Source organism: Mycolicibacterium palauense (genome assembly GCF_002592005.1).
Classification (GTDB): domain Bacteria; phylum Actinomycetota; class Actinomycetes; order Mycobacteriales; family Mycobacteriaceae; genus Mycobacterium; species Mycobacterium palauense.
In genome coordinates this window covers 62748-76410 of the sequence record NZ_NVQF01000003.1, presented here as the reverse complement: position 1 = coordinate 76410, position 13663 = coordinate 62748, and the positions used below count along the sequence as shown (strand labels likewise).

The window sequence follows — 13663 nt, the reverse complement described above, 5'->3', positions numbered from 1 at the left end:
TACCGAGTGTCGTATACAGCTCGCCCTGCGCAACACCCGTCCGCCGCCGGCTGTTCCGGGGAGCCTCACCGCGTTCCCGGGTGCCCGGGCCGGCGCCGCCGCCCCGGGTCACCGGAACCCCGCGTAAACCGTTGGGCCAGTGCACATACCCGCCACCTTCCTCCTGCACGATGAACTGCCGCCGTCCCACGCGGGGCCGTGGCGGATCCGGCTGTGAAAGCCGTCACAACAGATCGATTACCGCTCCGACCAACTTCTATGGTTAGGCTTACCTATCTTAACTGTCGTTCGAGGAGGTGTCATGACAGTAGTGGTCGACGACCCGCTGATCGCCGGCATGGCGATCAGCCGCGTGCTGCCACTCCACGAGTCCAGCCGGCGGTTGCGCACCCTGTACCCGGAGTGCCCCCGCGTCTACGGCGTGGCGGTCATGGCCGACGTGTCGCGGCGTCGCTGGTGGCCGCTGGAGTCCGCGGTCACCACCGACCGGCTGCAGCAGATGTACGACGCCACCGCCGCCGACATCGACCCCCGCGCCGCCGCCCAGCAGTTGGCCACCACGCTGGCCCACTCGGTGATCGGACGGGTGGTCGCCCTGGTGGTCATGGAGGGCCGGGCCTGGGACACCGGGCTGGAGAACCTGTGGGTGCATGTGGACAGCGAGGGGGCCATCGACTGGCTCGGGGTCACCGACCCCACGGTGCGCGGACTGCCCGACGACCCGGGCGGTGCCACCGGCGACCCGGCCGACGGGATGGTTCGGCTGCCCAGCGAGGCCGCGCTGGCGACGTGGGTCGCCCACCGGTGCCACCGCGCGCTGGCGCCGCTGTTCGCCCGGCTGCACGAGGTCAGCCGGGGCGCGATCAGCATCGCCTCGATGTGGCATATCGCGGGCACGGCGGTGGTGGTGGCGGCCACCCAGGTGCCACTGCTGGCCGGGTCCAGCGAGATCGTCGGCATGCGCCGCGGTCAGGCGGTGCTCGACGCACTGGTGGGTTTCGGGCTGCCGGTCCGGGGACCGTCGGCGCCGCCGCACACGGGGCGGCGGCCGCTGCGCGGCAATCGGGGCGAAGGTCTTGTCAAATTAGGTCAGCCTTGCCTATATTGATGGTGTCGAGCCAACGGACCGCGCCGGAGTCCTGAGGGCTGCAGAGACCCCCGGTCCGCTCGAAAGACGAGCCCCGCGTCGCTGACGCGGGGCTCGTCGCTTGTGCCGCCACCCCCGCCGCCACCCCGACGCGCCACCGGCGTGTAGACACATGACAATGCAAGCAACACCACAAGGCCTGCCCGAGGGTTTCGACTCACCCTTCGACAACAGGCTGGGCCTGGTCTTCACCGAACTGGGCCCCGACGGCGTGCGGGCCCAGCTCGAGGTCACACCCGAGCTGCAGCAGCCCATGGGCATCGTGCACGGCGGGGTGTACTGCTCGGTGATCGAGAGCATGGCAAGCACCGCGGCCTACCTGTGGCTCAGCGAGCACGGCGGCGGAAACGTCGTGGGAGTCAACAACAACACCGACTTCCTGCGCGCCATCTCCGCGGGCACCGTCTCCGGTGTCGCCGAGCCGGTGCACCGGGGCCGGCGCCAGCAGCTGTGGCTGGTCACCCTGCGTGACGACCGCGACCGCGTGGTGGCCCGGGGCCAGGTGCGCCTGCAGAATCTGGAACCCGAGCAGGGCTGAGGTCCCGCCCTGCTGATCGGCTCGCGCCGTGGCAGGATCGCTCGATATGCGCCTGACACCGCATGAACAGGATCGGCTGCTCGTCAGCTACGCCGCTGACCTCGCGCGCCGCCGGCAGGCCCGCGGCCTGAAGCTCAATCACCCCGAGGCGGTCGCGATCATCACCGATCACCTGCTCGAGGGCGCCCGCGACGGCCGGACCGTCGCCGAGCTCATGGACAGCGGCCGGCAGGTGCTCGCCCGCGCGGACGTGATGGACGGGGTGCCCGAGATGCTCGACGACGTCCAGGTGGAGGCCACGTTCCCCGACGGGACCAAGCTGGTCACCGTGCACCACCCGATCTCCTGAGGAGGCGCTCGTGAGTGACAAGCCCACCGGAGGGTCCGCCCTCGTTCCCGGGGAGGTCCTCTACGCCGAGGATCCCGTCGAGTTGAACCCGGGCGCCGAGCGCCTGGAGATGGAGATCGTCAACAGCGGCGACCGGCCCGTGCAGGTCGGCAGCCATGTCCATCTGCCGCAGGCCAACGCCGCACTGTCCTTCGACCGCTCCGCCGCGCACGGCTACCGGTTCGACATCCCGGCCGGCACCGCGGTCCGCTTCGAACCGGGTGTGCCCCAGCGGGTTCGCCTGGTGCCGCTGGGCGGCAGCCGCGAGATCCATGGTCTGAGCCTGAACCCGCCGGGGAAGTTGGACCAGTGACGGGACGCCAGCCGAGGAGACCCATGAGCGCCCGAGGAGACCGATGAGCGCACTGCCCCGTGACCGTTACGCCGCCCTGTTCGGCCCCACCACCGGGGACCGGATCCGCCTCGCCGACACCGATCTGCTCATCCAGATCACCGAGGACCGCAGCGGCGGGCCGGGCCTGGCCGGCAACGAAGCCGTCTTCGGCGGCGGCAAGGTGCTGCGCGAGTCCATGGGCCAGGGGCGGGTCACCCGCGCCGACGGCGCCCCCGACACCGTCATCACCGGCGCGGTCATTCTCGATTACTGGGGTGTGATCAAGGCCGACATCGGCATTCGCGACGGCCGCATCGTCGGAATCGGCAAGGCCGGCAACCCCGACATCATGTCGGGGGTGGACCCCGCCCTGGTGGTGGGGCCCACCACCGAGGTCATCGCCGGCAACGGGCGCATCGTGACCGCGGGTGCCCTGGACTGCCACGTCCACCTGATCTGCCCGCAGATCATGGAGGAAGCCCTCGGCGGGGGCATCACGACGATCGTCGCCGGCGGGACAGGGCCCGCGGAGGGCAGCAAGGCCACCACGGTCACCCCCGGCGCCTGGCACCTGGCCCGCATGCTGGAGTCGCTGGATTCCTGGCCACTGAACATCGCGCTGCTCGGCAAGGGCAACACCGTCTCCGCCGAGGCGATGTGGGAGCAGCTGCGCGGCGGCGCCGCGGGATTCAAGCTGCACGAGGACTGGGGGACCACCCCGGCGGCCATCGACGCCTGCCTGACGGTGGCCGAGGCCAGCGGTGTGCAGGTCAACATCCACACCGACACCCTCAACGAGGCCGGTTTCGTCGAGGACACCCTGGCGGCGATCAAGGGCCGTTCGATTCACGCCTATCACACCGAGGGCGCCGGCGGTGGGCACGCACCCGACATCATCACCGTCGCGTCCCGGCCCAATGTGCTGCCCAGTTCCACCAACCCGACCCGGCCGCACACCGTCAACACCCTCGACGAGCACCTGGACATGCTCATGGTGTGCCACCACCTCAACCCCGGTGTGCCCGAGGATCTGGCCTTCGCCGAGAGCCGGATCCGGCCCTCGACCATCGCCGCCGAGGATCTGCTGCACGACATCGGCGCGATCTCGATGATCGGCAGCGACGCCCAGGCGATGGGCCGCATCGGCGAAGTGGTGATGCGCACGTGGCAGACCGCGCACGTGATGAAGAAGCGCCGCGGCGCGCTCCAGGGAGATCCCGGCGGCGCCGGCGGCAACGACAACAACCGCGCCCGGCGCTACGTCGCCAAGTACACGATCTGCCCGGCGGTGACGACCGGCATCGACCACGAGGTCGGTTCGGTCGAGGTGGGCAAGCTGGCCGACCTGGTGTTGTGGGATCCCGCGTTCTTCGGGGTGCGTCCTCATGCGGTGCTCAAGGGCGGGATGATCGCCTGGGCCGCGATGGGTGACGCCAACGCGTCCATTCCCACCCCGCAACCGGTGCTGCCCAGGCCCATGTTCGGCGCGGCACCGGCCGCCGCGGCGGCCACCTCGGTGCACTTCGTGGCCCCGCAGGCGCTCGAGGACGGTCTCGCCGAGCGCATCGACGTTCGGCGCGATCTGGTGGCCGTGCGGAATGTGCGCGCGGTGGGCAAGGCCGACATGCCGCTCAACGACGCCACCCCGGCCATCGAGGTCGACGCCGACACCTTCACCGTCCGCATCGACGGAGAGGTGTGGCAGGAGCAGCCCGCCGCCGAACTGCCGATGGCCCAGCGGTACTTCCTGTTCTGAGCCTCGCCGACCGCCATGCCGTCCCCACCGACCCCGCCGACCCCGCCGACGACCAGCCTGAGCACACTGCTGACACTGGCCGATTCGCGGCTACCGACCGGCGGGCACGTGCACTCCGGCGGAATCGAGGAGGCCGTCACCAGCGGGCTGGTCGCCGACCTGGCCACCCTTGAGGCGTTTCTGCGCCGGCGCATCCGCACCGGCGGCCTGGTCACCGCGTCCATCGCCGCGGCCGTGCATGCCGGCACGCTGGCGCCGCAGGAGGCCGACCGTGAGACCGACGCCCGCACCCCGGCACCGGCGGCGCGGCAGGCGTCACGCAGCCAGGGACGCGGCCTGCTGCGGCTGGCCCGGCGGGTGTGGGCCGGCCGGGACTGGACGCCGCTGGGGCCGACGCCCCACCTGGCGCCGGTCGCGGGTCTGGTCGGGCTGGCCGGGGGCCTGGCGCCCGAGCACACCGCGTTGTCGCTGGTCTACACGACGATGACGGGCTCGGCCACCGCCGCGCAGCGCCTGCTGGCGCTGGACCCGGCCGACGTCGCCGCCCTGACCTTCGCACTGGCCGACCTGTGCGAGCACACCGCCGCCGAGGCCGCCCGGGGCCCCGCCGACCTGTCCGACCCGCTGCTCGACGTGTTGGCGCAACGCCACGCCGGCCGCGAGCGCCCCCTGTTCGCCTCCTGAAAGGACCCGCCCATGCCGCCACATTTTCTCGACGGAGCGCCGCACACCCATGCCGAGCGGCCCAAGCGGATCCGCCGGCCGGATGAACCCCTGCGCATCGGTGTCGGGGGACCGGTGGGGTCGGGCAAGACCGCGCTGGTGGCCGCCCTGTGTCGGCAGCTGCGCGACGAGCTGTCCCTGGCGGTGCTCACCAACGACATCTACACCACCGAGGACGCCGACTTCCTGCGCCGGCACGCGGTGCTGCCCGACGACCGGATCGCGGCGGTGCAGACCGGCGGCTGCCCGCACACCGCGATCCGCGACGACATCACCGCCAACCTCGACGCGATCGATGACCTGATCGCCGCCCACTCCGGGCCCGATGAGCACCTCGACCTGATCCTCGTCGAATCCGGTGGGGACAACCTCACCGCGACCTTCTCCTCCGGGCTGGTCGACGTCCAGATCTTCGTGATCGACGTTGCCGGCGGCGACAAGGTGCCCCGCAAGGGCGGGCCCGGGGTGACGTTCTCCGATCTCCTCGTGGTCAACAAGACCGACCTGGCCCCGCTGGTCGGCGCCGACCTGGAGGTGATGCGCCGCGACGCGGCCCGAGTGCGCGAGGGGCGGCCCACCGCGCTGATCAGCCTGACCGTCGACCCGGCCGCCTCCGAGGTGCTGGGCTGGGTGCGCGATCAGCTGCGCGTCGCGCAGTCGGTGTAGACACATCGCGATGCGTTCCGAGCTGCTGATCGTGGCCACGGCCGGCCGGCTGCCACGGCTGGAGGCTCGGGGAGCGCTGGCCGCACGGCGGACCCTGGCCGACACCGTGCACCTGGTCTCGGCGGCGGCCACCCCGCTCGGCGGGGACTCGATCAGGGTGCGGGTGGTCGTGGAGCCGGGGGCACGGCTGCGGCTGCGCAGCGCCGCCGCCACGGTGGTGCTGCCCGGCCGGACCACCACCGAGTCGGAGTCGCTCATGGAACTGCACATCGCCGGCGATCTGGACATCGACCTGGAGCCCACGGTCGTCGCAGGCGGCGCACGGCACCACACCGCGGTGGTCGCCACCCTGGAGGAGGCCGGCACCCTGCGCTGGCGCGAACGGGTGCAGATCGGCAGATCCGGTGAGCGGCACGGGTTCTGGAGCGGAACCGTGCGGGCCGACCTGAAGGGGTCACCGCTGCTGCGTCACCGCGTCGAACTCGGCGCGGGCTCGGTGGCCGACGACGACATCGCCGCACCGCGGGCGAGCATCAGCGAAATACGCTATCCCGCAGACCAACCCGGCGGACCCTCGGCACTGCCGGCAGGAACGTGCGTGCTGCCCCTGGCCGCCGGGGGAGAGCTGAGCACCTGGCAGGGCGAACGACTACCGGCGGGCTGACCATCGGGCTGGGGTCAGGAGGCCGCCTTCTCGTCCTCGACGCTGGCCGCGATCTCCTCCAGTTGCTCGATACGGGTGCGCGCGTACGCCTGCTGCTCGGTGATGGTGAGCTGACCCCGCTGCCGGGCCAGGAACGTGTTGGCCCACGAGAACAGGGTGGCGAGCTTCGTCCGGAACCCGACCAGGTAGATCAGGTGCAGGAACAGCCACGCCAACCAGGCGATGTAGCCGCCGAACTCCAGCTTGCCGACCTTGGCCACCGCCGAGTTCTTCGACACCGTGGCCATCGAGCCCTTGTCGAAGTACTTGAACGGCTGCCTGGTCGTGGGCTCGGCACCCTTGAGTTCGGCCTTGACGACGTTGGCGACGTACTTGGCGCCCTGCAGGGCGCCCTGGGCCATCCCGGGCACCCCGTCCACGGCGGCCATGTCCCCGATCACGAAGACGTCCGGGTGACCCGGCACGCTGAGGTCGGGAGTGACCTTGACCCGCCCGGCACGGTCGATCTCGGCCTCGGACTGATCGGCGATGACCTTGCCCAGGGGGCTGGCCGACACCCCGGCCGACCACACCTTGCAGGCGGACTCGATGCGGGTGGTCGAGCCGTCCTTGTGCTTGACGGTCAGTCCGTTGCGGTCGACGTCGGTGACCATGGCGTTGAGTTTGACCTCGACACCCATCTTCTCCAGGCGTGCCTGCGCCTTGTTGCCCAGCTTCTCGCCCATCGGCGGAAGCACCGACGGCGCCGCGTCGAGCAGGATGACGTGCGCCTCGGTCGGGTCGATGTGCCGGAACGCGCCGCGCAGCGTGTCGTCGGCCAACTCGGCGATCTGGCCGGCCATCTCCACGCCGGTCGGCCCGGCGCCCACCACCACGAAGGTCAGCAGTTTGGAGCGGCGCACCGGGTCGCTGGATCGTTCGGCCTGCTCGAAGGCCCCGAGAATCCGGCCGCGCAGCTCGAGGGCGTCGTCGATGGTCTTCATCCCCGGCGCGAACTCGGCGAAGTGATCGTTGCCGAAGTAGGACTGGCCGGCCCCGGCCGCGACGATCAGCGTGTCGTAGGGGGTGCGGTAGGTGTGCCCCAACAGGATCGAGTCCACGGTCTTGTTGGTCATGTCGATGTGGGTCACCTCACCGAGGAGCACCTGCGCGTTCTTCTGCTTGCGCAGGATCAGCCGCGTCGGCGGGGCGATCTCACCCTCGGAGATGATGCCGGTGGCCACCTGGTAGAGCAGCGGCTGGAACAGGTGGTGGGTCGTCTTGGCGATCAGCTTGATGTCGACATCGGCATGCTTGAGCTTCTGCGCGGCCGTCAGGCCGCCGAAACCCGACCCGATGATGACGACCTTGTGCTTGTCGGATGCGGTGGCTCCGGGATGGGTCACGACGGCTCCTCATACGGCGAACACGGCGGCGCAGACGCCCGGTGTCGCGTCTGTTCCTGCGTCCTACAACCTCTTACAACTACAACCTCTTACAACCTGTACGGCACATACGGTAGTCGCCCCTCATCCGTGCGGCGCGCCGACCGGGTGCAGCGCCGGCGAAATCACCGCGAACCGGACCTGACGCGCCGGTGCCATCCCCGGCGGCGAGGGCTTCTTGGCCGCTCAGGGCGGCTGCTCAGGGCAGCAGCGGCCGCAGCGCCTCGCCGACCGCGGCCACCACGCCGGGGGTGTAGACGGGCATGTTCATGATCACACCGCCGACACCGGCGTCGAACACCCTGGTCTTGATCTGCTCGGCCACCGACTCGGCGCTTCCCACCACCATGCGCGGTGCCATCTCGGCGGGAATCTGCTCGGCGGAGGCGTTGTCGTCGATCATGACGGTGATCAGCGTGCTGGTCTCCAATGTGGCCGGATCCCGGCCGATCTTCTCGCACTGCTCACGCGCGACGCGGACCTTGCCCGGCAGCTCGTCGAAGCCGGCGATGAGGTTGAGGTGGTCGAAGTGGCGGGCGGCCAACGGGATGGTCTTCTTCTCGCCGCTGCCGCCGATCATCAGCGGAATATGGTCGCGGAAGCGCGGATTGGCCAGGGCCTGCTCGACACGGTAGTACGTGCCCGAGAAGGTCGGCCGCTCCCCGGCGAGCATCGGCAGGATGATCTGCAGGGCCTCGCCGAGCTTGTCGAACCGCTCGGTGAAGGTGCCGAAGTCGAACCCGAGCTGATCATGCTCGAGCTCGAACCACCCCGTCCCGATACCCAGGATGGCCCGTCCCTGGCTGATCACATCGAGGGTGGTGATCGCCTTGGCCAGCAGCGTCGGGTTGCGGTAGGTGTTGCCGGTGACCAGGGTGCCCAGCTGCACCCGTTCGGTCGCGGTGGCCAACCCGCCCAGCGCGGTGTAGGCCTCCAGCATCGGCTGGTCGGGGGAGCCCAGCATGGGCAGCTGGTAGAAGTGGTCCATCACGAAGACGGCGTCGAAACCGGCCTGGTCGGCCTCCTGGGCCTGTGCGACCACGGTGGGGAAGAGCTGTTCGACGCCGGTGCCGTAGGAGAAGTTCGGGATCTGGTAGCCAAGTTTGATGGTCACGGATCGACCCTAGAACGCCCCGCAGCGGGCCGGAAGGGCGTTTCACCGGGCGCGAATCGCGGAATAAATCCCGGCCGCCGCCGAACAGCAGCGGACGTTGACCCGGCGGTCAGCCGCCCGGCAACGGGGCGGTCAGCCGAAATGTGCCAGCGCGCCGCTGCTGACGTGCAGCGTCTGACCGGTGATGTGGCGGGCGCCGGGGGTGGTCAGGAACAGCGCCTTGCGGGTGATCTCGGCGGCGACCGACGGCTCGGTGGAGCTGAGCCCGGCGTAGCCCGGCTCGGCGCTCTGACCGGCCGCGACGACGTTGACGGTGATCCCGCGGGTGCCGTAGTAGGCGGCCTGCCCCGCGGTCCATGCCGACAGTGCGGCCTTGACCGCGGCCTGGGCGCTGCCGTCCTTGGGGGGCGCGGGCACCACGCTGATGATCGCCCCACCGGAGCGCAGATGGTCACCGACGGTCTGCAGGGCCAGCATCGGGGCCACGACCATCTCGTCGAGGGCCCGGTGCCACGACGAGGCGGCCTCGGCGGGCGTGAGAGTGCGCGGGTCGCCCTCGGCCCAGCGCGGCCCGGGCACGTTGACGATGGTGTCCAGGTGGCGGGGGAACAGGCTCCGGGCCTCGGCCATGCTGGCGGCGTCGGTGGTGTCACAGACGATGGCGTCGACGTCGAGTTCCTTGGCGGCGACCTCCAGGTCGCTGCGGCTGGCGCCGCAGATCACCACCCTGTGCCCGGCGTCGCGGAATCCTTCGGCAACGGCGCGGCCGAGTTCGGTATCACCGCCGGTGACCAGGACCTCCATCGCATGACCTCCTTGTGTTCAACGCTGAACCCGGTGCTGAACCCCTATCGCCATCCGCCGTGCAATCGTGGCACACCGGCGGGCCAGTACCTGGGATTTCCTCGCGTCGTGGCGTGGATCTACGACGATGTTACTGGACAGTAGCTAGGTTGGCGAAAACCGGCGCGGGAACGATTCGGAATCGATTCGGACACCCGGCCTCACGATCGCGGCGGCAGTTTGCCGGGTTGTGAGCGGGTTGTGAGAATGCAACAGTCCGACCGGGCGGCACATGGTGAGCATCACACACTTGCGTCACGGCTGTAACACGGTATTTTCGTCGCCATGGACCACCCGGACTCGCCCCTGACACCACGCAAGGGACTTCGGACGTCGCTGGCGGTTGCCGCGGTTGCCGGTGTCAGCGCGGTTGCCCTGGTGCTGCCGACGGCGCTGGCTAACGCGGATCCGGTCGAACCGGCCCCGCCCAGCCCGACGACGGCCGCGCCGCCGCCCGACCCGAACGCGCCGCCACCACCGCCGCTCGACCCCAACGCGCCGCCACCTCCGCCGCTCGACCCCAACGCGCCGCCACCTCCGCCGGCCGACCCCAACGCGCCGCCACCTCCGCCGGCCGACCCCAACGCACCGCCACCACCGCCGGCCGACCCCAACGCACCGCCACCACCGCCGGCCGACCCCAACGCACCGCCACCTCCCGAACCGGGCCGAATCGACAACGCGGCGGGCAACTTCAGCTTCGTCATCCCGAACGGCTGGGTGGAGGGTGACGCCAGCCGCCTCAACTACGGCCAGGCGTTGCTGGTCAAGGAGACCGGCCCGGCCGTCAACGGGCAACCGGCCCCGACGGCCACCGACACCAGCATCCTGCTGGGCCGCCTGGACCTGAAGCTGTTCGCCGGGGCCGAACCCGACAATGCCAAGGCCGCCGTCCGGCTGGCCTCGGACATGGGCGAGTTCTTCATGCCCTACCCGGGGACCCGGATCAATCAGGAGAGCATTCCCCTCGACGCCGACGGGCTAACCGGAAGCGCCTCCTACTACGAGGTGAAGTTCACCGACACCACCAAACCCGACGGCCAGATCTGGGCCGGGGTCGTGGGCAACGCGGGGGTCAACGCACCGCGCGGGCAGCGCAACGAGCGCTGGTTCGTGGTGTGGCTGGGCACCGCCAAGGACCCGGTCGACAAGGCGGCCGCCGCCGCCCTGGCGAATTCTATCCGGCCCTGGGCCCCGCCGCCGCCTCCGCCTCCGCCACCGCCGCCCGACCCCAACGCACCGCCGGATCCGAACGCGCCGCCGCCGGATCCCAACGCGCCGCCGCCGGATCCGAACGCGCCGCCGCCGGCCACGCCCGCTCCGGTCGGCGTCCCGGTCCCGGTGACCACTCCGGTGCCGGAGATGATGCCGCCACCGGCCTGAGGCCCGGCGAACCGCACGAATGCGCGCCCGACCGCCCCGCGGTCGGGCGCGCATTCGTCGTCACCGGCGGGTGGCCGATCGTGTCCGTAATCCGCGCCCATTCGTTACCCGGCGGCGGTATATCTGAGACACGCGCCGCCGAGCGCCCGGCTCCGCGGCAGTACCGAGGAGGCCGCCATGACCGCAACCCTCGTTGCCGAGGCAACCACTGAATTCCTGGCCCGGTCGACGACCCTGACCAGCGTCGGCTGGATCGGCTACATCATCATCGGCGCGATCGCCGGCTGGATCGCCGGCAAGATCGTCTCCGGCGGCGGTGCGGGCATCCTGATGAACATCGTGATCGGCATCGCCGGGGCGCTCATCGGCGGCTTCCTGCTCAGCTTCTTCCTCGACACCGCCGGCGGCGGGTGGTGGTTCACCCTGTTCACCGCCATTCTCGGCTCGGTGCTGCTGCTCTGGGTCGTCGGACTGGTCCAGCGGAAGAACTGACCCGCGCCCCGGCCGGCCGCACCGGAGACGAGCCGGTGACCGGCCTGGCCGGGAACGCTAGCCGGTGGCGCGGACCGGCTCGCCGTCGAGGCGCTTGACGACCTCGTCCAGCGCACGCCGGGGAGTGGCCGGCAGCGGGTCGGCGTTCAGCGGGGCCCATCCCACCCGCAGCAGCATCTGCGGGAACCCGTCACCACCGAGGGCCGTGCGGCGCACCTCCTCGCGGGTGTCGGCGATCTCCAGCGGCTCGGTCAGCGGGCAGCTCGACAGCCCCAACGCCGTCGCGGTCAGCAGGACCACGCCGGTGGCCTCGCCGGCGCGCAGCACCGCCATCGGGTCGTCGGTGGCGGTGCCCATCGCCAGCAGCACCCCGGCGTCGCCGGCCGGTTCGGCGCCGGCGGGCTGGGGCAGCGCCGGGCTGGCGAACACCCGCCCCGGGATGCCGCCGTCGGCTTCGGGCGCCGGGGTGTTGCGGGCGGGCACCCCGGCAACCGCGCCGTAGCGCCCGCTCCACATCGACAGTTCGGCCAGATAGTCCGCGTCGGCGGTGTGCGCACGGACCGCCTCGGCGACTGCGGTTTTCAGCTCGGCCGGCGCCACACGTCGCAGCATCACCCCGCAGCGCGCCGCCCGCGAGGCCATCAACGCGATGTCCCCGGCCGGCACCGGCCACGAGCTGTACCAGCGGCGGTCCGTGCGGCGGCGGGGGATGGCTGCGGCCAGCGCGATGTCCTGCTCACTACCGGTGCGCCCACCGATCTCGATGCTGGCCAGGTGGTCGGGTTCGGCCGAATTGGGCAACCGGTGCACGACGGCCTGCCAGCCCAGCGCCGCCAACGCGACGGTGAAGTGCTGCAGTGCCACACCGCAACTGAGGATCAGGTCGCGACGGGCCGGATCGGTGTGCGGCAGATGGCGCTCGGTGTCGGCGTAGAGCTGCACGCTGTCCTCGCCCACCCGCCACAGCCACGGCTGCGAATTGTGGATCGACGGCGCCCTGACCGCCAGGGCCAGCGCCGCAAGAATCGTTTCTTGGTCAGGGCGTCCAGTACTCATGGCTAACACTGTGGCACCGGCGCCGGGCCATCAGGAGCGGATAAGGGCCCCGATCGCAGGCCCTTGGTCCCTTGTTGACCACGCCCCGTGGCGGCGGGGGGCAGGATGGAGCAATGCCGATGAACGCCTGGCGAGTACGCCGCCCCGGCCCGATGCGATCGGAGCCCCTCGAATTCGTCTCGGCCCCGATTCCGCGGCCCGGCCCCGACGAGCTGCTGGTGGCCGTGCGGGCCTGCGGCGTGTGCCGCACGGATCTGCACGTCGCCGAGGGGGACCTCGCCGTCCACCGTCCGCACGTCATCCCCGGGCACGAGGTGGTCGCCGAGGTCGTCGAGGTGGGTGCCGAGGCCGGGCCGGAGTTCGGAGTCGGCGACCGCGTCGGTATCGCCTGGCTGCGCCACACCTGCGGCCGCTGCCGGTTCTGCACATCCGGCCGCGAGAACCTGTGCGCGCAGTCTCGCTACACCGGCTGGGACGCCGACGGCGGCTACGCCGAATTCGCCACGGTGCCCGCCGCTTTCGCACACCCGCTGCCCCCGGGTTACTCCGACGCCGAACTGGCGCCGCTGTTGTGCGCGGGCATCATCGGATACCGGTCCCTGCTGCGCGCCGACCTGCCCGCCGGTGGCCGGCTGGGCCTCTACGGCTTCGGCGGCAGCGCCCACATCACCGCGCAGGTCGCGCTGGCCCAGGGCGCCGAGGTGCACGTGATGACCCGGGGCGCCCAGGCGCGCGAGCTGGCCCTGGCCCTCGGCGCGGCCTCGGCGCAGGGCGCCGCCGACCCGCCGCCGGTCAAGCTCGATGCGGCGATCCTGTTCGCCCCGGTCGGGGAGCTGGTGCTGCCGGCCATGGAGGCGTTGGACCGCGGGGGCACCCTGTCGATCGCCGGGATTCATCTCAGCGACATTCCCCCGCTGAACTACCAGCGCCACCTGTTCCAGGAGCGCCAGATGCGGTCGGTGACCTCGAACACCCGCGCCGATGCGCGGGCCTTCCTGGACTTCGCCGCACAGCACCGCATCGCGGTGACCACACCGGAGTATCCCCTGTCGGCCGCCGATCGGGCGCTGACCGATCTGGCCGAGGGCCGCATCGCCGGAGCGGCGGTGCTTCGGCTCTGACCCGGGGCTCCATC

At 71.1% G+C, this 13663-nt stretch carries 15 protein-coding genes; 11 read left to right on the top strand and 4 right to left on the bottom strand.

The features are described 5' to 3' along the window. Positions 1–301: 301 nt before the first annotated feature. The 8 genes from CSR00_RS02060 to CSR00_RS02025 all read left to right on the top strand — a co-directional run bounded on the left by CSR00_RS02060 (position 302) and on the right by CSR00_RS02025 (position 6216). Positions 302–1108, top strand: a complete 807-nt coding sequence (locus CSR00_RS02060) for an iron reductase (RefSeq protein ID WP_245905782.1) — start codon at positions 302–304, stop codon at positions 1106–1108. A 157-nt stretch (positions 1109–1265) separates the two neighbouring features. Further along, entirely contained in the window at positions 1266–1685 is a 420-nt protein-coding gene (locus tag CSR00_RS02055; protein ID WP_099020738.1) for a PaaI family thioesterase, read from the top strand. Positions 1686–1731: 46 nt separating this feature from the next. Further along, entirely contained in the window at positions 1732–2034 is a 303-nt protein-coding gene (locus CSR00_RS02050; RefSeq protein WP_099020737.1) for an urease subunit gamma, read from the top strand. A gap of 10 nt (positions 2035–2044) precedes the next feature. Further along, complete coding sequence (locus tag CSR00_RS02045; protein ID WP_099020736.1) at positions 2045–2386, top strand: urease subunit beta; 342 nt, start codon at positions 2045–2047, stop codon at positions 2384–2386. A 43-nt stretch (positions 2387–2429) separates the two neighbouring features. Then, positions 2430–4163 (top strand): urease subunit alpha, encoded by a 1734-nt coding sequence (locus CSR00_RS02040; protein WP_099020735.1) that lies wholly within the window; start codon positions 2430–2432, stop codon positions 4161–4163. Between the two features lie 15 nt (positions 4164–4178). Further along, positions 4179–4847, top strand: a complete 669-nt coding sequence (locus CSR00_RS02035; protein WP_099020734.1) for an urease accessory protein UreF — start codon at positions 4179–4181, stop codon at positions 4845–4847. A gap of 12 nt (positions 4848–4859) precedes the next feature. Further along, on the top strand, positions 4860–5552 hold the full coding sequence (ureG, locus tag CSR00_RS02030; protein ID WP_099020733.1) for an urease accessory protein UreG: 693 nt from the start codon (positions 4860–4862) through the stop codon (positions 5550–5552). Positions 5553–5562: 10 nt separating this feature from the next. Then, positions 5563–6216 carry an urease accessory protein UreD gene (locus tag CSR00_RS02025; protein WP_099020732.1) on the top strand — a complete coding sequence of 218 codons (654 nt, stop codon included), beginning with the start codon at positions 5563–5565 and terminating at the stop codon, positions 6214–6216. Positions 6217–6230: 14 nt separating this feature from the next. On the opposite strand, the gene CSR00_RS02020 is transcribed toward CSR00_RS02025, so the two are convergent. The 3 genes from CSR00_RS02020 to CSR00_RS02010 all read right to left on the bottom strand — a co-directional run bounded on the left by CSR00_RS02020 (position 6231) and on the right by CSR00_RS02010 (position 9558). Beyond that, positions 6231–7601: a type II NADH:quinone oxidoreductase Ndh gene (locus CSR00_RS02020; protein ID WP_099020731.1), complete on the bottom strand. Its 1371-nt coding sequence runs from the start codon at positions 7599–7601 to the stop codon at positions 6231–6233. A 238-nt stretch (positions 7602–7839) separates the two neighbouring features. Then, entirely contained in the window at positions 7840–8754 is a 915-nt protein-coding gene (locus tag CSR00_RS02015; RefSeq protein WP_099020730.1) for an LLM class F420-dependent oxidoreductase, read from the bottom strand. A gap of 132 nt (positions 8755–8886) precedes the next feature. Next, on the bottom strand, positions 8887–9558 hold the full coding sequence (locus CSR00_RS02010; protein WP_099020729.1) for an SDR family oxidoreductase: 672 nt from the start codon (positions 9556–9558) through the stop codon (positions 8887–8889). Positions 9559–9882: 324 nt separating this feature from the next. Between CSR00_RS02010 and CSR00_RS02005 the strand changes: the two genes are divergently transcribed. Beyond that, positions 9883–10980, top strand: a complete 1098-nt coding sequence (locus CSR00_RS02005) for an APA family fibronectin-binding glycoprotein (protein ID WP_099020728.1) — start codon at positions 9883–9885, stop codon at positions 10978–10980. A 177-nt stretch (positions 10981–11157) separates the two neighbouring features. After that, positions 11158–11472: a GlsB/YeaQ/YmgE family stress response membrane protein gene (locus CSR00_RS02000; RefSeq protein ID WP_099020727.1), complete on the top strand. Its 315-nt coding sequence runs from the start codon at positions 11158–11160 to the stop codon at positions 11470–11472. A gap of 57 nt (positions 11473–11529) precedes the next feature. Here the strand turns inward: CSR00_RS02000 and CSR00_RS01995 are convergent, their stop codons facing one another. Continuing rightward, complete coding sequence (locus tag CSR00_RS01995; protein WP_099020726.1) at positions 11530–12528, bottom strand: Acg family FMN-binding oxidoreductase; 999 nt, start codon at positions 12526–12528, stop codon at positions 11530–11532. A gap of 119 nt (positions 12529–12647) precedes the next feature. Here CSR00_RS01995 and CSR00_RS01990 point away from each other — a divergent pair, with 119 nt between their 5' ends. Continuing rightward, on the top strand, positions 12648–13649 hold the full coding sequence (locus CSR00_RS01990; protein WP_099020807.1) for a zinc-binding alcohol dehydrogenase family protein: 1002 nt from the start codon (positions 12648–12650) through the stop codon (positions 13647–13649). Positions 13650–13663 lie beyond the last annotated feature (14 nt).

Coding starts and splice junctions, on each gene's coding strand:
- CSR00_RS02010 (WP_099020729.1), bottom strand. CDS start 9,558: ATGGAGGTCCTGGTCACCGGCGGTGATACCGAACTCGGCCGCGCCGTT.
- CSR00_RS02000 (WP_099020727.1), top strand. CDS start 11,158: ATGACCGCAACCCTCGTTGCCGAGGCAACCACTGAATTCCTGGCCCGG.
- CSR00_RS02055 (WP_099020738.1), top strand. CDS start 1,266: ATGCAAGCAACACCACAAGGCCTGCCCGAGGGTTTCGACTCACCCTTC.
- CSR00_RS02025 (WP_099020732.1), top strand. CDS start 5,563: ATGCGTTCCGAGCTGCTGATCGTGGCCACGGCCGGCCGGCTGCCACGG.
- ureG (WP_099020733.1), top strand. CDS start 4,860: ATGCCGCCACATTTTCTCGACGGAGCGCCGCACACCCATGCCGAGCGG.
- CSR00_RS02035 (WP_099020734.1), top strand. CDS start 4,179: ATGCCGTCCCCACCGACCCCGCCGACCCCGCCGACGACCAGCCTGAGC.
- CSR00_RS01995 (WP_099020726.1), bottom strand. CDS start 12,528: ATGAGTACTGGACGCCCTGACCAAGAAACGATTCTTGCGGCGCTGGCC.
- CSR00_RS02050 (WP_099020737.1), top strand. CDS start 1,732: ATGCGCCTGACACCGCATGAACAGGATCGGCTGCTCGTCAGCTACGCC.
- CSR00_RS02060 (WP_245905782.1), top strand. CDS start 302: ATGACAGTAGTGGTCGACGACCCGCTGATCGCCGGCATGGCGATCAGC.
- CSR00_RS01990 (WP_099020807.1), top strand. CDS start 12,648: ATGAACGCCTGGCGAGTACGCCGCCCCGGCCCGATGCGATCGGAGCCC.
- CSR00_RS02005 (WP_099020728.1), top strand. CDS start 9,883: ATGGACCACCCGGACTCGCCCCTGACACCACGCAAGGGACTTCGGACG.
- CSR00_RS02040 (WP_099020735.1), top strand. CDS start 2,430: ATGAGCGCACTGCCCCGTGACCGTTACGCCGCCCTGTTCGGCCCCACC.